At 71.2% G+C, this 18,060-nt stretch carries 18 protein-coding genes; 14 read left to right on the forward strand and 4 right to left on the reverse strand.

The features are described from left to right. Positions 1–208 precede the first annotated feature (208 nt). From AB0I38_RS12280 to AB0I38_RS12345, 14 genes are all read left to right on the forward strand, one after another. Positions 209–1,000, forward strand: a complete 792-nt coding sequence (locus tag AB0I38_RS12280) for an MlaE family ABC transporter permease (protein WP_358466066.1) — start codon at positions 209–211, stop codon at positions 998–1,000. Continuing rightward, positions 1,000–1,854 carry an ABC transporter permease gene (locus tag AB0I38_RS12285; RefSeq protein ID WP_358466068.1) on the forward strand — a complete coding sequence of 285 codons (855 nt, stop codon included), beginning with the start codon at positions 1,000–1,002 and terminating at the stop codon, positions 1,852–1,854. Before AB0I38_RS12280 ends, AB0I38_RS12285 begins: the two co-directional genes overlap by 1 nt. 3 nt (positions 1,855–1,857) lie before the next feature. Then, positions 1,858–2,877, forward strand: a complete 1,020-nt coding sequence (locus AB0I38_RS12290; RefSeq protein ID WP_358466070.1) for an MlaD family protein — start codon at positions 1,858–1,860, stop codon at positions 2,875–2,877. 1 nt (position 2,878) lies between these two features. Further along, on the forward strand, positions 2,879–3,937 hold the full coding sequence (locus AB0I38_RS12295) for an MlaD family protein (protein ID WP_358466072.1): 1,059 nt from the start codon (positions 2,879–2,881) through the stop codon (positions 3,935–3,937). Further along, positions 3,937–4,962: an MlaD family protein gene (locus tag AB0I38_RS12300; protein ID WP_358466074.1), complete on the forward strand. Its 1,026-nt coding sequence runs from the start codon at positions 3,937–3,939 to the stop codon at positions 4,960–4,962. Before AB0I38_RS12295 ends, AB0I38_RS12300 begins: the two co-directional genes overlap by 1 nt. Then, positions 4,959–5,987: an MCE family protein gene (locus AB0I38_RS12305; protein WP_358466076.1), complete on the forward strand. Its 1,029-nt coding sequence runs from the start codon at positions 4,959–4,961 to the stop codon at positions 5,985–5,987. The genes AB0I38_RS12300 and AB0I38_RS12305 overlap by 4 nt, the downstream gene beginning before the upstream one ends. Continuing rightward, complete coding sequence (locus AB0I38_RS12310) at positions 5,984–7,003, forward strand: MCE family protein (protein WP_358466078.1); 1,020 nt, start codon at positions 5,984–5,986, stop codon at positions 7,001–7,003. The genes AB0I38_RS12305 and AB0I38_RS12310 overlap by 4 nt, the downstream gene beginning before the upstream one ends. Continuing rightward, positions 7,000–8,346 (forward strand): MlaD family protein, encoded by a 1,347-nt coding sequence (locus AB0I38_RS12315; protein ID WP_358466080.1) that lies wholly within the window; start codon positions 7,000–7,002, stop codon positions 8,344–8,346. The genes AB0I38_RS12310 and AB0I38_RS12315 overlap by 4 nt, the downstream gene beginning before the upstream one ends. Positions 8,347–8,394: 48 nt before the next feature. Further along, positions 8,395–9,246, forward strand: coding sequence for a hypothetical protein (locus tag AB0I38_RS12320; protein WP_358466082.1), 852 nt, complete (start codon positions 8,395–8,397; stop codon positions 9,244–9,246). Between the two features lie 18 nt (positions 9,247–9,264). Beyond that, positions 9,265–9,852, forward strand: a complete 588-nt coding sequence (locus AB0I38_RS12325) for a 4'-phosphopantetheinyl transferase family protein (RefSeq protein ID WP_358466084.1) — start codon at positions 9,265–9,267, stop codon at positions 9,850–9,852. Positions 9,853–9,861: 9 nt separating this feature from the next. After that, positions 9,862–10,038 carry a hypothetical protein gene (locus tag AB0I38_RS12330; RefSeq protein ID WP_358466086.1) on the forward strand — a complete coding sequence of 59 codons (177 nt, stop codon included), beginning with the start codon at positions 9,862–9,864 and terminating at the stop codon, positions 10,036–10,038. 141 nt (positions 10,039–10,179) lie between these two features. Beyond that, positions 10,180–10,638 carry a MarR family winged helix-turn-helix transcriptional regulator gene (locus AB0I38_RS12335; protein ID WP_358466088.1) on the forward strand — a complete coding sequence of 153 codons (459 nt, stop codon included), beginning with the start codon at positions 10,180–10,182 and terminating at the stop codon, positions 10,636–10,638. Positions 10,639–10,698: 60 nt separating this feature from the next. Then, the gene (locus tag AB0I38_RS12340; protein WP_358466090.1) at positions 10,699–11,349 is read left to right on the forward strand and encodes an LppX_LprAFG lipoprotein; all 651 of its coding nucleotides are present in this window, start codon (positions 10,699–10,701) and stop codon (positions 11,347–11,349) included. Further along, on the forward strand, positions 11,346–12,923 hold the full coding sequence (locus AB0I38_RS12345) for an MFS transporter (protein WP_358466092.1): 1,578 nt from the start codon (positions 11,346–11,348) through the stop codon (positions 12,921–12,923). Before AB0I38_RS12340 ends, AB0I38_RS12345 begins: the two co-directional genes overlap by 4 nt. Positions 12,924–13,043: 120 nt before the next feature. Here AB0I38_RS12345 and aspS read toward each other — a convergent pair whose 3' ends face one another. The 4 genes from aspS to AB0I38_RS12365 form a co-directional block, all read right to left on the reverse strand. Further along, on the reverse strand, positions 13,044–14,306 hold the full coding sequence (gene aspS, locus AB0I38_RS12350) for an aspartate--tRNA(Asn) ligase (protein ID WP_358466094.1): 1,263 nt from the start codon (positions 14,304–14,306) through the stop codon (positions 13,044–13,046). Between the two features lie 297 nt (positions 14,307–14,603). Then, positions 14,604–16,004: a ribosome biogenesis GTPase Der gene (gene der / locus AB0I38_RS12355; RefSeq protein WP_358466096.1), complete on the reverse strand. Its 1,401-nt coding sequence runs from the start codon at positions 16,002–16,004 to the stop codon at positions 14,604–14,606. 29 nt (positions 16,005–16,033) lie between these two features. Then, positions 16,034–16,750 (reverse strand): (d)CMP kinase, encoded by a 717-nt coding sequence (gene cmk / locus AB0I38_RS12360; RefSeq protein ID WP_358466098.1) that lies wholly within the window; start codon positions 16,748–16,750, stop codon positions 16,034–16,036. Between the two features lie 158 nt (positions 16,751–16,908). Then, positions 16,909–17,997 carry a prephenate dehydrogenase gene (locus tag AB0I38_RS12365; RefSeq protein WP_358466100.1) on the reverse strand — a complete coding sequence of 363 codons (1,089 nt, stop codon included), beginning with the start codon at positions 17,995–17,997 and terminating at the stop codon, positions 16,909–16,911. Positions 17,998–18,060 lie beyond the last annotated feature (63 nt).

Genomic DNA, 18,060 nt, shown 5'->3' on the forward strand with positions numbered 1-18,060 from the left:
CGCTCGCTCTCCCCGCCGATCTGCCGCGCGTCACGGCAGGGTCACGTTTCGTGGAGTACTGACAAGATGTGACGTGCGTCTCATGCCTTCTCCTCAAATTTCCCGCTAGCCATCGACCTACTGGACAACTCGTCAGTAAGGTGACTGATCCGTAGTCAGCGGTGACGAGGGTGGTCATGACGGCAACACGCGCGCGGGCGGGATGCTGATGGCCCTGTCCGGATACCTCGGCCGCCGGGCCGGGTCCGCGCTGGGCCAGGTGGGTGAGCTGTTCGTCATCGTCCTGGAAGCGTTACGCCGCAGCTGGGACGTCAGGCGCTGGTGGTGGGAGTTCGTCGATCAGTGCTGGTTCCTGGCCCGCGTCACCAGCGTGCCCGTCCTGCTGGTCTCGCTCCCCCTGGGCGCGACCGTGGCGCTCCAGGTCGGCGAGCTGGCCTGGCAGCTCGGCGCCGCCTCGGCCACCGGGAGCGCCGTCTTCGTGGGCCTCATCCGTGAGGTGGCGCCGCTGGCCAGCGCCCTGCTGATCGCCGGGGCCGGCGGCAGCGCGATGACCTCCGACATCGGTGCCCGGCACATCCGCGACGAGCTGAGCGCGATGGAGGTCATGTCGGTCAACCCCATCCACCGCCTGGTCACGCCCCGCATGTGGGCGGCCAGCACGGTCGCGGTCTGCCTGTGCCCCCTGGTCATCCTGGCCGGGGCGAGCGGCGGCTACTTCTTCAACGTGGTCGTGCAGGGCGTCACGCCCGGCGCCTACTTCGACGGCGCGCTCTCCCTCGTCGTCGGCTCCGACCTCTACGTCACCCTGTTCAAGGCGTGGATCTTCGGCTTCATCGCCGCGGCCGTCGCCTGCTACAAGGGCATGACCTGCGCCACCAGCCCGGTCGGCGTGGGCCGCGCGGTCAACCAGGCCACCGTGGTCACGTTCATGCTGGTGTTCGCCTTCAACTACGTGATCTCCGCCATCTACTTCCTCGCCTACCCGCCCAAGGCGCTGTGATGGTCACCCGTACGGCCGGCCTCCGGTTCGCCAACCGCGGCCGTGACTGGGCCGAGCGGTTCGCCTCGCTGGCCGACTGGCCGCTGTTCGTGTGGAAGGTGCTGTTCTACTCGGTCCGCGACGTCATCCTCCGGCTGAAGTACTTCAAGGTCGTCATCCGGCAGGTCAGCGACGTGGTCGTGGGCGTCGGCGCGACCGTCATCGGCGGCGGCATGATCTTCGTGGTGTTCACCATGGCCTTCGTGGTAGGCGCGACCGTGGGGCTGCAGGGCTACCAGGGGTTGCAGGCGATCGGCGCCGAGTCGTTCATGGGACTGGTCGGCAGCTTCGCCAACGTCCGTGAGATCACCCCGATCATCGCGGCGACGGCGCTGGCGGCCCAGGTGGGCTCGTCGTTCACCGCCGAGCTGGGCGCGATGCGGATCTCGGAGGAGATCGACGCGCTGGAGGTGATGGGCATCAACGCCTTCACCTACCTGATCTGCACCCGGGTGGTGGCCGCGCTCATGGCGCTGGTGCCGATCTATCTGATCGCGTTGTTCGCCAGTTTCTTCGCCACCCGGCTGATGTGCACGGCCCTGTTCGGGCTGGCGCCCGGCGTCTACGACTACTACTTCTACCTGTACCTGCCGGTCAGCGACATCGTGTTCAGCGTCGCCAAGGTGGCGGTCTTCGCGTTCACCGTCATCGTCATCCACTGCTACCACGGCTTCCACGCCACCGGCGGCCCCGTAGGCGTCGGGGTGGCGGCGGGCCGCGCGATCCGGCAGTCGATCGTGACCATCGTCCTGCTCAACCTGCTCCTGTCGTACCTGTTCTGGGGTGGCGGCGGCAGCGTGAAACTGACGGGGTGAGCGATGGGACGTGACGGGTACTCGCTGCCGCTGCGGATGGGCATCGCGCTCGCGGTGGTCGTGCTGTTCGCCGCGGCGACGCTGTTCGTGGTGCGCACGGCCACGCAGGTGCGCGGCATCCGGGTGGACGCGGTGTTCGGCCGGGCGGGACAGGGCCTCGACACCAACTCGTCGGTCAAGATCCGCGGCGTCACCGTGGGCGACGTGACGGGGGTGTCGCTCGACCGGACGGGCAGGGCCGTGGTGACCATGCACGTCGAGCCCGGCGTACGGCTGCCGCGGACCACGGTCGCGGCGGTGGAGCCCGCGTCGGTCTTCGGCCCCAAGTTCGTCGACCTCAAGCCGGGTCCCGGCGAGGCCACCGGCCCCTACCTGAGCGCCGGAGCGGTCATCACCGACACGAGGGACCCGCTCGACCTGTCCGACACCCTCGGCGACGCCTACCAGGGCCTCGACGCGGTGGACCCGCGCGAGGTCACGGTCATCGTGCACACCCTGGCCAGGGGACTCGACGGCGAGGGCACGCGGCTGCGCGAGCTGATCGACGACGCGGGAACCGTGGTCGGCGTCGCCCACCGGCAGCGCGCCAGGGCCCGGCAGTTCCTGCGCGACAGCGCAGGGCTGTCCACCGCCCTGTCGGACAAGGGCGACGAGCTGGTGTCGATCTCCTCCGACGTCAACGTCATCACTCCCGACCTGCTGGAGCGGGCCGACAAGGTACGGGTCCTGCTGAAGGAGATCACCTCCGTCTCCGACCTGACCGCGCACGGGCTGCGCGAGCACCGGGGCGACCTGCGGGCCGGCGTCCACTCCGGCGAGCGGGTGGTCTCGCTCATCTACGCCCAGCTCGGCCTGGCCGGAGACGGCGTACGAGGCCTGAACAAGCTGATCAACCTGCTCAACGAGCTGATCGAGGCGCCGGGCCCGAACGGGACCCGCCAGCTGCAGGCGGAGGCGTTCGTCGCGACCGACGTCTGCGAGCTCATCGTCGGCGCCTGCGGACCGAGCGACGGGAGGCGCTGAGATGGCGATCTCCAAGGAGCGCGCGGCCCGCCGGTGGACGCTGGTCCGCGTCCTGCTGTTCGCCGGGGTGACCTTCTCCCTGATCGCGCTCATCACCGCGCAGATCGTCCGGGTCAGCACCGCGGACGTCTACCGGCTGGTCGCCACCTTCGACGACGTGTCGGGACTGACCGAGGGCGACCAGGTGAAGATCGCCGGGGCCCCGGTCGGCCAGGTCGACACGATCGGCGTGGTCGGCGGCAGGGCGGAGGTGACCCTGGAGGTCCAGCAGGCCGTCCGGGTGCCCGCCGACACCGAGGCGGCCATCCGGTGGCGCAACGCGGTCGGCCAGCGGGTCGTCTACCTGCTTCCCGGCACCGCCCCCGGCATGCTGGCGCCGGGCTCGCGCATCTCCCGCACCTCGTCGGTGGTCGACATCGGCGAGCTGGTGAGCGATCTCGGGCCGCTGACCCGCACCCTCGAACCGGAGCAGATCAACCAGCTGCTGACCGCGGCCGCCACGTCGCTCAAGGGCAACGACGAGAACATCCCGCGGCTGCTCGACAACGTCAACGACATCACCGGCACCGTCACCCAGCGCAAGGAGACGATCGAGCGGCTGCTGAAGGACTACGCCACCGTCTCGGGCGTGGTGGCCAGGCGCGACAAGCAGATCGAGCGGCTGGTCGACAACCTGGTCACGCTCTCGGAGGCGTTCGCCGGCAACCGCAAGCTGATCGACGACTCGCTGGTGGAGCTCTCGGCCACCTTTCACACCTCCAACGAGGTGATCGGCAAGAACGCCGACGAGCTGGGCGCCGTGGTCGACCACCTGACCGGGCTGACGGGCGGCGTCAGGCGGAACGTGCAGGATCTCGACCGGACGGTCAACACCATGCAGCCGTTGTTCGCCCGCGCCTACAGCAGCGTCGGCCGCGGCCACTACTTCATCACCGCGGTCCCCTGCCTGGCGCTGGGCCCCTCGCCCTGCCCGTACCCCATGCGGACACCGCCCCCGCTGCGCGGCGCCACCAAGGTCCAGAGCACCAAGGACCTGCGCAAGCTGATGGTGGGTGAGTGATGGCGATCAAGTCCTTCAGGGACCGCAACAGGATCGCCGTCGGCCTGGTGTCGCTGGCGGTGCTCGGCACGATCCTGGTGGCCACCTTCCTCGTCGGCAACCTCGGCCTGTTCGAGGGCGGCTACACGATGTCCGGCACGTTCGTCGACTCGGGCGGCCTGCGCACCGGCAACGACGTCCGGGTGGCTGGCGTGCGCGTCGGCGAGGTGACCGAGGTACGGCCCGACTACGGCCAGGGCAACGTGGTCGTCACCTGGCGGGTCGACGACGACGTACGACTGGGCCGCGGCACCCGCGCCGACATCACGCTGTCCAACCTGCTCGGCGGCCGCTACGTCAAGCTGACCGGCCCCGTGTCGGCCCCGTACGTCGACCAGCTGCCGGAGAGCGCGCGGCGCATCCCGGTGGCGCGCACCGGCGTGCCGACGCTGGTCAACGACGCGATCAAGGACGCCACCCGGCTGGTGGACAAACTCGACACCGACGCCGTCGACGACCTGGTGACCGAGCTCGGCAAGATCGACACCGGCGACCGCGGCCGGATCACCCGGCTGCTGAAGAACATCGGCGACCTGTCCGACACGATCAGCAAGAGCGAGCCCGACCTGCAACGGCTGCTCGACAACGGCACCCGGGTGATGAAGGTGCTGGAGCGGAAGGACAAGCAGCTCGGCCGGCTCATCGACGCCATCGACGTCATGCTGAAGGAGCTGCGCAGCCGCCGCGACGAGCTGCGCACGCTGCTGGGCGACGGCAGCGACCTGGTGCGGAGCACCACCCGGCTGATCACCCGGCACGAGAAGTCGCTGGTCCAGGCACTCGACGACACCGGCGCGATCACCTCCAGGCTGAGCGGCGGCAACGAGCGGTTCAACGAGCTGCTGGCATGGGCCGGCCCCACCTTCTCCGGCCTGTCCACGATGGGCGGGCAGGGCCCGTGGCTGGAGGCCATCGCCTCCGGCCTCGGCCCGATCAACCCCGAGGTGCTCGCCGCCATCGCCAAGGACAGGAAGAACGAACGATGAGAGCGCTCGTGATCCTGCTGGCCGGGGCCCTGCTGATCGCCACCGGCGGCTGCGCGCCGCTGGGCGCGCGGCCGTACCGGCTGACGGCGATCTTCAGTAAGGCGCCTGCCCTGTACGAGCAGGCGCGGGTCAAGGTGATGGGGCTGGACGCCGGCTACGTGGAGCGGATCCGGATCGAGGGCGACCGGGTCCGGGTCGAGCTGTCGGTCGACCCGGAGGTGCCCCTGCCCGCCGACGTGCAGGCCGTGGTCGCGTCGCAGAACACGCTGGGCGAGCGCAACGTGGTCCTCTATCCCCCGTGGAAGCCCGGCGACCAGCGGATCGCGGCGGGCGCGACCATCCCCCTGGAACGCACCGACCTGCCAGTGGAGATCGACGACGCGCTCGACGCGTTCACCAAGCTGACCGACGCGCTCGACGCGGACAAGGTGGGCGACGTCGCGGGCGACCTGGCCGACGGGCTCAGAGGCCGCGGCAAGACGATCAACAACGCGCTGGCCGACACCGCGAAGCTCACCAGCACGCTGGCCCGGCAGGACCAGCAGCTGATCGACCTGGCCAAGAACCTGAACAAACTGGCCACGAGCCTCAACCGGCGCCAGGGCCAGGTGACGGACGCGATCGACTCCTTCGCCGAGGCCGGCGCCATCCTGGCCGAGGAACGCGGACGGCTGCGCGGGTTCGTCTCCGGCATGGCCGGTTTCGTCCGGCGCGGCGACGTCATCATCGAGGCGTACTCGGCCCGGCTGCCGCAGGCGACCAGCACCCTGGCCGAGCTCGTGCTGACCGTGCGCGCCAACAGTGCGTCGATGGCCCAGGCGGTCAAGGGCGCCGCCGACTTCGCCGACGTGCTGATCGACTCCTGGGACCGCGAGCACCACGTGCTGAAGATCCGGGTCGTGCTCAACGCGATGAGCAGGGCCTGGCTCACGCCGCTGTTCGACGCTCTCAACCTCGGCAAGGTGCCGTGCCTGCCGTCCGGGCTGAGCAACTGCCCCTTCGAACAGCGGAAGGGGCAGCGATGAAGGCCCGCCTGTGCACCGCGATCCTGGCCCTGAGCCTCACCACGTCGTGCTCGATCCAGACGCTCGGCTCCACGTCGGGCGAGCTGACGCTCAACGCCACCTTCGACGACGTGCAGAGCCTGGTGGCCGGGCACAGCGTGCAGATCGCCGACGTCCGGGTGGGCACGGTCACCGGCATCCGGCTGGAGGGCTACCGGGCCAGGGTGACGATGTCGATCCAGGAACGCCACCGGCTGCCCGTCGGCAGCACGGCCACGGTCGCCAAGACGTCGGTCCTGGGCGAGAACTACATCTCTCTCACCCCACCGGCCGGCAAGGACCTGACGAGGGGCCCCTACCTGGCCGACGGGGCCACGATCACCGAGACCTCGGTCGAGCCGGACATCGAGCAGGTCACCGCGAAGGCCGGGCCGCTGATCGAGGCGCTCGGGGCGCAGGACGTCAACGCCATCCTCGACGCCGCCTCGACCGCGTTCGCCGGCAAGGGCGACGCCGTGAACAAGCTGATCAAGCAGACCGCCGAGGTCACCGACGCCTACGCGGCCGCCCGCCGCGACCTGGGCACGACCATCGACGCGCTGGCCAAGCTGGGTGACGACCTGGCCAAGGGCAGTGACGAGCTCGACCGGCTGCCCGGCACGCTGGCGGCGGCCACGGCCCGCGTCGCACACGGCCGCAAGCACATCAAGAAGGCCGTCGTGGCGCTGACCAGGCTGGCCAAGGAGGCCAACCTGACGGTCTACCCCCGGCACGCCGCCCGGCTGCGCACGTTGCTGCGCCGGCTCGACGCCGTCAACTCCTCGATGCTGCGCGGCAAGGAGGACCTCAAGAAGCTCGTGGCCGAGGTCCAGAAGTTCATCGACGCGCCTCCCGTCACGGTCAACGGGCAGGTGATGACGTACGTGTGGCTGAAGGGCCTGCTCCCCCCGAAGGGCGGAAGCGCCTCCCGCGACGAGCCCCGCGCCGCCACCGCCCCCAAGGCGGACTTCCGCCTGCTCTGGGAGCCGCCGCGATGAAGAACCGCATCTACCTCAATCTCGGCTTCTTCGTGCTGCTCGGCATCGTGATGACGGTCTGGGCGTTCAGCACCATCATCAAGGTCGACGCGATCACCCGGCCCTACCGGGTGTCGGCCGAGTTCGCCTCCTCCCCCGGCCTGACGCGCGGGTTCGACGTGGCCTACCTCGGCGTCCGGGTCGGCAAGATCGGCGAGGTACGGCTGGTGACCGGCAAGATCGTCGTGGGGCTGGACATCGACAAGGAGATCCGGCTGCCGAAGGGCAGCACGGCCGAGGTACGGCGCAAGTCCGCCATCGGCGAGCCGTACGTGGAGCTGTCGCCGCCCGCCACCGGCGTGACAGGGGCGTCGCTCGCGGCCGGCGACGTGATCCCGCTGACCAGCACCAGCGTGCCGCTGGACTACCGCAAGCTGTTCGAGGGCGTCGGCAGGCTGCTGAACGCGGTGCCACCCCGCGACGCCAAGACGATCACGCACGAGCTGGCGGTGGCGCTCGACGGCCGGTCGGGGTCCATCCGCAGCGTCATCGACGACGCGCACGACCTGACCGGCACGCTGGCCGACAACTCCGAGACGCTCGACGAGCTGTCGGTGCAACTCACCGAGCTCACCCACACGCTCGCGGGCCGCAAGGACCAGCTCGCCTCGGGCATCACCGACCTCGACACGGTGACCGGCTCGCTGCGGGCCTCGCGCGCCGACCTCAACGCCTTCCTCGACCAGGGGCCCGGCGTGTTCGGACGGCTCGACCAGGCGCTGAAACGGGCCCGGCCGGGCCTGTCCTGCCTGCTGACCGCCTTCGGACTGCCCCACAAACCGGCCTTCTCCGCACAGACCGAACGCAACGCGCACCGCATGCTCAGCGTCGTGCCGACCGCGCTCACCCTGGCCGACGACATCAGCGACAAACGCGGGGACACCGTGTACGGCAAGGTGGCGTTCGTCTTCAGCGTCCCGGGCGGGCCGCAACCGGCCGAGGAGTACGAGAACACCGTCGGGCCGCCCACCGTGCCACGCCTGCGCGCCTGCCCGGACCGCGCGCCCGTCGCGGACGACCCCGTCGAGGACGTACGTCTCGACAAGCGGACCGGGCAGCCCGAGACCACGACTCCGCCCGAGACCACCACACCGCCCGACACCGCCGAGCCCGCGCCGAGCCTTGAGTCCGAGGAGTCGAGCTCGCCGTCCGGCGTGGCCGCCACCACCGGCGCCACGTCCCGTAGCCCGCTGAACACCACGCCGCTGATTGTCGCGATATTCCTCGCCGTAGTGGTCGCCGGTGGCATCGTGGGCTGGATCGCGGCGGGCCGGGCCGTCCGCCGCCGTGAGGAGAGCGGTTGACCTTCCTGCCCAGCGCCGAAGCCCGGTGTCTCCAGTAAAGGAAATCCGATGACCACCCAGGACCTCACCGAGGGCCGGCAGCCGTCCGAGACAGAGCCCGTCCCCCCTCCTCCTCCCACCGACACCCAGATCACCGCCGTCCCGCCCGCCAAGGAGCCGTCGGCGACCGAACCCCCCGCCGAGACGGACGCGGCCAAGACCCAGCGACCCGCCGGGACGGACGCGGCCGAGACCGACCGGCCCACCGAGCCGGTCCCCGACGAGGACGAGGATCGGCCGGTGGCGGCCGGTGGCGAGGCGGGCCGGAGGCCGCGGGTCACGCGGGCGCGCGTCATGGGGGCGCTGGCGGCCATGCTGGTCGCCGCGCTGGCCGCCACGGCCGTGCTGCAGTGGGTCTCGGCGAACCAGGCGCACGACGCGCTGGCCAGGCTGGAGACGGAGCGCGCGCTGCGGCTGGAGGTGTCGGGCGCGGCCGCCTCGTTCGGCCAGTCCCTGCTCAGCTACGACTACCAGGACCTGCAGACCACCCGTTCCACCCTGATGGCCCAGGCCACGGGCGACTTCCTGACCACGTACGACGAGGCGTTCGGCGGCGCGATGGCCCAGGTCATCGTCAAGCTCAAGGCCGTGTCCCGGGCCACGGTCCGCGAGGTCTACCTGTCCGACGTGGACGAGGCCACGGCCCACGCCATCGTCGTGGTGGACCAGCAGGTCAACACCGCCGAGGCGATCCGCTCGGTCACCGGGTCGCACCTGAAGGTCACCCTGGTGAAGGCGAAGGGCGTCTGGAAGGTACAGGAGGTGACCGTGCTGGGCGCGGCCAAGGAGGATCAGTACAACCTCGACGGCACGCCGGCCGACGACGCGAAGAAGGCCGGCGACACGACGAAGAAGGACTGACCGATCGTCACCGTGGCCATGGGCGGCCGCCCGGACGAGGTACGCGCCCCCGAACAGTGGCTGACCCCGGCCGAACTGGAGCGCGCCGCCCGGTTCGTCTTCGACGCCGACCGCCGCTCCTTCGTCGCGGCCCACCTGCTCGTACGCCTCTGCGCCGCCGACGCGCTGGGCACCGACCCCGGCGGGCTCACGCTGCTGCAGCACTGCGAGGTGCACGGCCCGGGCCACGGCCGCCCGTACATCAGGCAGGCCCCGTCGCTGGGCGTCAGTCTCAGCCACACGCGCGGCTACGTCTGCGCGGCGGCCGGTCAGGGCCGGGTGGGCGTGGACGCGGAGCGGGTGCCGGCCGGGCCGCTGAACGAGTCGCTGGCCGCCACGGCGCTGACCCTCCGCGAGCGCGCGCTGGTGAGCGGCAACGACGAGCTGATCAGGCACTGGACCCGCAAGGAGGCGCTGATCAAGCGCGGCGAGCTGTCGCTGGACCTGCTGCGGTCGGCGGAGATCGACTGGGCCGGGCGGCACCTGCTGGAGTGGACGGCGGAGGCCGACGTCAGAGTGGCCATCGTTACCGACACCCCAGCGGAAAGGCGCCCGATTCCCGGATAAGCTGGAGGTATGTTCTACCGCAAACCCCTCGAAGAGCGGATCGCCGACCGTGTGGCCCAGCGCAAGCCGCTCGAGGAAGGGAAGACCTTCGAGCACGGGCCCGCCAAGTTCGTGTTCGTTTCGCTGATCGTCGCCGTCGTGCTCATGCACGTGGTGGGCGTGGCGATCGTGATGGCCTTCAGCTAGCGGCGGCTCGGGGCGGGATCGAGGAGGACCTGCCTGATGCCCGCGATCACGCGCCGGCGGTGCCGGCCACCGGACCCGTGCACAGGCTCTCAGCCGACCACTTCGCCACCAGATCACTCTACGTGCGTTAGATTGGGGATCATGAGCGCGCCTCGCTGGCTTTCCCCCACTGAGCAACGTGCCTGGCGTACCCACCTGGCCCTGCACAAACTCCTCATGCATCGGCTCGACCGCGATCTGCAGGAGCACTCACTCTCCGTGAACGACTACGAGATCCTGGTCAACCTCTCCGAGAGCCCCGACCGGCGGATGCGGATGAGCGACCTGGCCGACGCGACGATCCAGTCGCGCAGCCGCCTGTCCCACCAGATCTCCCGCATGGAGGCCAAGGGCCTGGTCACCCGCGAAGACTGCCGCGACGACCGGCGCGGCACGTTCGCGGTGCTCACCGAGGAAGGCTGGGACACCATCCAGCGGGTGGCGCCCGACCACGTGGCCAGCGTGCGCGAGCACTTCGTCGACCGGCTCACCGACGAGCAGCTCGACGCGCTCGAGGCCGCGTACCGGCCGATCGTCGAGCACCTGAAGAAGTTGCGCTGACACCCAACCGATATCGCTGACGGCTCACGATCGCTCCCGGCCGATCGCTACGATCCGCTCATGCTCAAAAAGCTGCTGCTCGTCGTCGTTCTCGCGCTTTCGTCGGCCTGCTCGTCAGGCGGCGGCGCCGAGTTGCCCGCCGGTCCCGACCTGACGAAGAAGGCTTCGGAGGCGATGAAGACGGTCAAGTCGGCCGCCTTCTCGATCTCCACCGAGGGCAAGCCCAAGGTGCCGGTAAAGAAGGCCGACGGCCGGCTCACCGCCGCGGGCGACGCCGACGGCACGATCACGCTCGAGGTGCTCGGCAACCTCCAGGAGATCACCTTCGCGCTGGTCGGCGACACCGTCCACTTCAAGGGCCCGACCGGCGGCTTCCAGAAGCTCACCCGCGCCGACCTGGCGCAGCTCTACGACCCGTCGCTGATCCTCGACCCCGGCAAGGGGGTCGCGCAGCTGCTGAGCACGGCCACCGACCCGCGCGTCGAGGCCGAGGAGGGCGGCGCCTACCGGGTCGCGACCACGTTCTCCGGCCAGGTCCTCGGCGCGCTGGTGCCCGGCGTCACCCAGGGCGTCAACGGCAAGGTCTGGATCGACAAGGCCGGCAGCCGGCTCACCAAGATCGAGCTGCCGCTGCAGGACGGCACGGTGACGGTGTCGTTCAGCGACTACGACGCGCCGGTCACGATCACCCCGCCCCCCACGGCCGGATGAGAGCCGCCCGCCGGGTCGCGCTCGGCGTCGGCGGAGCGGTGGTGCTGCTCGCCGCGCTCGACGCCTACGTGGTGGTCACCGTCCTCATCGACATCGCCGAGGACATCGGCATCCCGCTCAACCGGCTGGAGCGAGCCACGCCCGTGGTGACCGGGTTCCTGCTGGGTTATGTCGCCGCGATGCCGCTGCTCGGGCAGCTCTCCGACCGCTTCGGCCGGCGCCCGCTGATCCACGTCTGCCTGGCGGCGTTCGCCGTGGGCTCGGTGCTGACGGCCCTGGCGAGCGGCGAGGTCATGGTCGTGACGGGGCGCACGGTGCAAGGGGTGGCCGGCGGCGCCCTGCTGCCGATCACGATGGCGCTCATCGGCGACCTGTGGGACGAGCGGGAGCGGCCGGTGGCGCTCGGCGCGGTCGGCGCGGCCCAGGAGCTGGGCAGCGCGCTCGGCCCGCTCTACGGCGGCGTGCTGGCGCTGGCCCCGGCCCTCACCCTGGCAGGCGTGCGGCTGGACGGCGGTCCGGGCCCGCTCACCGGCGGCCTGATGGGCGTGATCCCCGGCTCCATGCTGCTGCGCGGCGTGGAGCTGGGCGGCTGGCACGCCATCTTCTGGATCAACGTCCCGCTGGCCGCGCTGGCCGCCGTCGCCGTGCACTTCACCGTCCCCCCGCCCGATCGCGAGCGCCGCTCGACGGGCGGCCGGGTGGACGGCGTGGGCGGCGCGCTGCTGGCCCTCTCGCTGGCGCTGCTCGTGGCCGGCCTCTACAACCCCGACCCGGCCCATGCCGTCCTGCCGCCCTGGGGGCTGCCGCTGATCGCCGCCGGTGTCCTGGCCGGGGTGGCCTTCGTCTGGTGGGAGATCCGCTCCCCCGTCCGCCTGCTCGACCTGTCCACCACCCGCAAGGGCCCCCTGCTGGCCACGCTGGGCGTGAGCTTCCTGACCGGGGCCGCGCTGCTGGTCACCATGGTGTTCGTCCAGTTCACCGCGCAGACGCTGCTGGACCTGGAGGCGCTCGAAGCCTCGCTGGTGCTCGGCAGGTTTCTGATCGCGCTGCCCGTCGGCGCGATAGCGGGCGGCCTGCTGGCCCGCAGGCTCGGCGACCGGATCGTCTGCGTGGCGGGCCTGCTGATCGCGACGGTGGGCTACGCGCTGATGAGCCGCTGGCCGCTCGACCTGGCCGGCGCCCGGCTCATGGTCGACCTCGACCTGGTCGTGGCCGGGCTCGGCATCGGGCTGGTCATCGCGCCGATCTCGGCCGCGGTGCTCCGGGTGACACCGGCCGCGCAGCACGGCGTGGCCTCGGCCGCGGTGGTCGTGGCCCGGATGATGGGCATGCTGATCGGCATCGCGGGCGTGTCAGCCTGGGGGTTCTACCGCTTCCAGTCGCTGACCGCCCACCTCGACACGCCGCTGCCGTTCGGCCTCGACCCCGCCGTCTACACCAGGCAGGTGAACGAGTACCTCGCCAAGGTCGACGCCGCGCTGCATCTGGAATACACCGAGATGTTCCTGGTCACGGCGGTGCTGTGCGCGATCGGCGCGATCGTCTCCGGGTTCCTGCCCAAGCGCTCGCTCTAGCCCTGGCCGCGGGCGTGACCGTCCGGACCGTAGCCTGTTCGACCGCTCGGCCTCGCCGGACGCCCGGCGCGGGCACGGCAGGGCGCGGATGGCTCTCTCGCCCTGCCGTGCCCGATGGTGTTACGGCGTCAGCCGGTGCAGGTCGCGCGGGAAGAGCGTCACCTGGCGGACGTTGGCGGCGCCGGTGAGCCGGGCGGTCCAGCGTTCGAGGCCGATGGCGAAGCCGCCGTGCGGCGGCATCCCGTACGCGAACGCCCGCAGATAGCCCTCGTACGGCTCGGCGGACTCCCCCCGGGCGGCCAGCGCGTCCAGGTAGTCCTGGTGGCGGTGCAGCCGCTGACCTCCCGTCACCAGCTCCAGCCCCCGGAACAGCAGGTCGAACCCGTTGGAGCTGCCGGGTCGTTCCGGGTCGGGATGGGGGTAGAAGGGCCGTTTGGCCATCGGGTAACCCGTCACGAACAGGAACTCCGACCCGTGCTCCCGCAGCGCCCACTCCGACAGCCACCGCTCCTGGGCCGGCGACAGGTCGGGCTCGTCCTGCCCGGTCATCCGCTGCGCCTCGCCGAAGTGCACGGCGGGGATCTCGGCGGGCACGTCGGGCAGGTCGAGGCCCAGGGTGGCGACGGCTCCGGGGGCGCGGTGCCGTACGGAGTCGAGCATGCCCGCCATGACCTCGCGCAGCACCGCCATCACGTCGCGGTGGTCGCGGACGAACCCCAGCTCGGCGTCGAGACTCGTGTACTGGGCGAGGTGGCGGGCGGTGTCGTGCGGCTCCGCGCGGAACACCGGCCCCACCTCGTAGACCCGCTCGAACACGCCGACCATCGCCTGCTTGTAGAACTGCGGCGACTGGGCGAGATAGGCCGGGCGGCCGAAGTAGTCGATGCCGAAGACGTTCGCGCCGGACTCGGTGGCCGAGGCGACGATCTTCGGGGTGTGGATCTCGGTGAAGCCGAGCGCGTCGAGCGTGGACCGGAACCCGGCCACACCGGCCGCCGAGATCTCCGGCGCCGCCCTGAGCAGCGGGTGGCGCAGCGCGACCGGCGCGTGGTCGAGGATCGTCGGCAGCGCGGCGGAGACGACCGGCCGGTAGAGGTCGAACGGCGGCGCCTGGACCGGCTCGGCCAGCACCTCGATCTCCGGCTCGATGAGCTCGGCGCCGCCGGGCGCGCGCGGGCTGGCCGTCACGGTGCCGGTGACCCGGACGGCGCTCTCCTCGGCGGGCAGAGCCGCCGACGTCACCACCTGGGCGACCCCCGAGCGGTCTCTGACCACGAGGAAGGACACGGATTTCAGTTGCCGGCGGCGATGGACCCAGCCGGCGATCGTCACTCGTTCTCCGGCGTGCTCTGCGAGCTCCGCCGACATGACACGAGAGATCATCACAGCTCCTCACGAGGAAGTGCATGACCCCTTGGGAGTGCGGGGGAGAAGGGAACTCCCGGTGCCACCGCACTTTCGCCGCCGAGGCGGCCTCCAGGACCCGATGACGAGGGTCAGACCGGCGGGGCATTTCCTCCCCGCACTCGGGAGTGTCTTCGCCAGGAGGGCGCGGGGCCGCCTTCGCAGCTGCCGGCGGCTCTCTCGACCCGCGCGGGCTCCTGGCTACTCGTCTCCGTCTGCGCGTTGCGACGGATGCTAGCCGCCGGGCAGCACCGGCGGCAACGTCATTACCGCCGGCTACTTCCTGGCCTGGCCGCCCTTGCGCTTCTCGCGGATCTTCATGGTCACCTCGATCGGCGACCCGGCGAAGCCGAACTCCTCACGGATGCGGCGCTCGACGAACCGGCGGTAGGTGTCCTCCAGCCAGCCCGAGGTGAACAGCACGAACTTGGGTGGCTCGACCGACGCCTGCGTGGCGAACAGGATCTTGGGCTGCTTGCCGCCCCGGACCGGCGGCGGGGTCTGCTGCACCAGCTCGGTGAGGAACGCGTTGAGCCTGGCCGTCGGCACCCGCGTCGACCACGACTCCAGCGCCCGCTCCAGGGCCGGGACCAGCCGGTCCATGTGGCGGCCGGTCTTGGCGGAGATGTTGACCCGCAGCGCCCACGGGGTGCGGACGAGCTGCCTGTCGATCTCCTTCTCCAGGTAGTGCCGGCGGTCCTCGTCGACCAGGTCCCACTTGTTGAACGCGACCACCATGGCCCGGCCCGACTCGATCACCAGACTGATGATGCGGAGGTCCTGCTCGGTGAGCGGCTCGCTGGCGTCGATCAGCACGATCGCCACCTCCGAGCGCTCCAGCGCGGCCCTGGTGCGCATGGCCGCGTAGTAGTCGGCGCCCTGCAGCTCGCGGTCGCGCCGCCGGATGCCGGCCGTGTCGACGAACCGCCACGTCCGGCCGCCCAGCTCGATCAGCTCGTCGACCGGGTCACGGGTGGTGCCCGCCATCGGGTCGACCAGCACCCGCTCCTCGCCGGCGAGCTTGTTGAGCAGCGAGGACTTGCCGACGTTGGGCTTGCCGAGCAGCGCCACCCGGTAGGGGCCGCGCTCGGCCCCGAACGTCACCTGCGGCGTCTCGGGCAGCGCGTCGAGCACCACGTCGAGCAGGTCGCCGCTGGAGCGGCCGTGCAGGGCCGAGACCGGCTGGGGCTCGCCGAGGCCGAGCCCCCACAGGGAGGACGCCTCCAGCTCCAGCTGCTGGTTGTCGACCTTGTTGGCGGCCAGGATGACCGGCTTGCCGGACTGGCGCAGCACGGAGCCGACGACCTCGTCGGCATCGGTCGCGCCCACGGTCGCGTCGACCACGAACACGATCACGTCGGCCAGCTCGACGGCCACCTGGGCCTGCTCCGCGATGCGGAGATTCATGCCGGTGGCCTCAGGGTCCCAGCCGCCCGTGTCGACGACGGTGAAGCGCCGGCCGCGCCAGTTGGCGTCGTAGGTGACCCGGTCGCGGGTCACGCCCGGCACATCCTCGACGACCGCCTCCCGGCGGCCGATGATGCGGTTGACCAGCGTGGACTTGCCGACATTCGGCCGCCCGACGATGGCCACGACCGGAACCGGGCCGGTGTCGGCCGGCTCTCCGGAAATCTCGAGATCGTCGAGCTCAGCCTCGACCCATTCCCCCGTTGACACGTTGTCTCATCCTTAGGAGTCCCGCACCCTCAGGTGCGCTCGTATGTATGGCCGGTGCCACTCCGGGACCCGTCGCCCTTGGCGCCGGAGCCTCGTCGTGCCTCGACCAGCCTCAGCACCTCCGCGATGACCTCTTCGAGGTTGAGCGCGGTGGTGTCGAGCTCGACGGCGCCAGCCGCCATCGAGAGTGGATCTGCCCGGCGCGTGGAGTCGAGGGTGTCGCGCCTGGCCATCGCGGCCTGCTGTGCCTCCACCGTGGTGCCGGCCAGCTCCGCGTGGCGGCGCCGGGCGCGGGCCTCGGCGCTGGCCGTCAGGTAGACCTTGAGCGTCGCGTCGGGGGCGACCACCGTGCCGATGTCGCGGCCCTCGACCACGATGTCACCGTCGCCGATGATCTCCCGCTGGAGCGCCACGAGACGCGAGCGCACCTCGGGCACCGCCGCGACGACCGAGACCGAGGCGGTGACCTCGGTCTCCCTGATCGGGCCCGCCACATCGACGCCGTCGACGTGGATGGTGGGCCCATCGGGGTCGGTGCCGGAGACGATCTCGGGCTCGACCGCCCGGGCCGCGATCGCGTCGGAGTCGGCCAGATCGACGCCCTGATGCAGCATCCACCAGGTCATCGCGCGGTACATCGCCCCGGTGTCCAGGTAGCGCACGCCGAGCGCCCTGGCGACTCCGCGCGACGCGCTCGACTTGCCGGACCCCGAGGGGCCGTCCATGGCGATGACCAGACCGGCCACGGGCTCTCCTTCTCCACGTTCTTTACCCAACCTCAAGAGGCTACCGCCTCCCGGCCCTTCGCCCGGCCGGGCTCGCGCCTTCCGATCTTCGGCGGCGCCGCCTGCGGCGTACACGCCGGATGCGGCACGCGGCAGGACCGGGATGTGACGTCAGGCGGTCACGGGACCTGCCAGCCGCGCTCGTGCAGGGCCCGGGAGAGCACGGCCGCCGCATCGGGCTGCACGGAGAGCTCGGCGATGCCCAAGGGCAGGCCGGGAGCGTGCTCCAGCCGGACGTCCTCGACGTTGACCCCGACCTCGTCACACACCTGGAACAGCCGGGCCAGCTGGCCGGGACGGTCGCCGATGACGACCTGGACCACCACGTAGGCGGGCGCCGGGCCGCCGTGCTTGCCGGGAATGCGGTCGTGGCCCGCGACGCCGCGCTTGAGCAGCTGGGTGATGTCGTCGGTGGCGGTGCCGTCGCCGCCGGCCAGGGAGCGCAGCGCGGTCGCGGCCTCGGCGAGGTCGCGGGAGACCGCCTCCAGCACCTCCGCGACCGGGGTCGCGTTGCCGGACAGGATGCCGAGCCACAGGCCGGGGTCGCTGCCGGCGATCCTGGTGACGTCTCTGACTCCCTGCCCGGCCAGGCCGAGCGCGACCTCGGGCGCGTCGGCCAGACGGGCCGCCACGGCCGAGGCGGCCACGTGGGGGGCGTGGGAGACGACGGCCACGGCCCGGTCGTGTTCGGCGGCGTCCACCACGACCGGGTTGCCGCCGCAGAGCTCGACCAGCCGCAGCACGGCGGCTCTGGCCTCGGGTGCGGCCTCGGGCGTGGGGCACAGGGCCCACGGGCGGCCCAGGAACAGGTCGGCCCTGGCGGCTCCCGGCCCCGACCTCTCGCGTCCGGCCAGCGGGTGGGAGGCGACATAGGTGCGCAGGTCGCAGTCGAGCTGGGCGGCCCGGTGGATGGGCTCGGCCTTCACACTGGCCACGTCGGTGTAGTAGGCCGCGGCGTCGCGCTGCTGGAGGTCGAGCAGCTCGGTGGCCACGTGGGCGGGCGGCACCGAGATCACCGCGAGATCCGCCTTCGGGCCGCTCTCCGGCTGCCAGTCCTCGCCCGCGCCGAGCTCCCGCGCCAGTCGCACCGCCGCCTGGTCCCGGTCGGCGAGCAGCACGCGTACGTCGTGCTGGCGCAGGGCCAGGGCGACGGAGGTGCCGATGAGACCGGTGCCGACTACCAGCACGGTACGGAGTGCGGAGGCCATGTCGATGTCCTGATTTTTCGGTCTTATTTGGGTGATGCGGTTAATGCTGCCTAAAGCTGGTTG

The sequence above is a fragment of the Nonomuraea cavernae genome (assembly GCF_040655715.1).
GTDB classification, from domain to species: Bacteria; Actinomycetota; Actinomycetes; order Streptosporangiales; family Streptosporangiaceae; genus Nonomuraea; species Nonomuraea cavernae_A.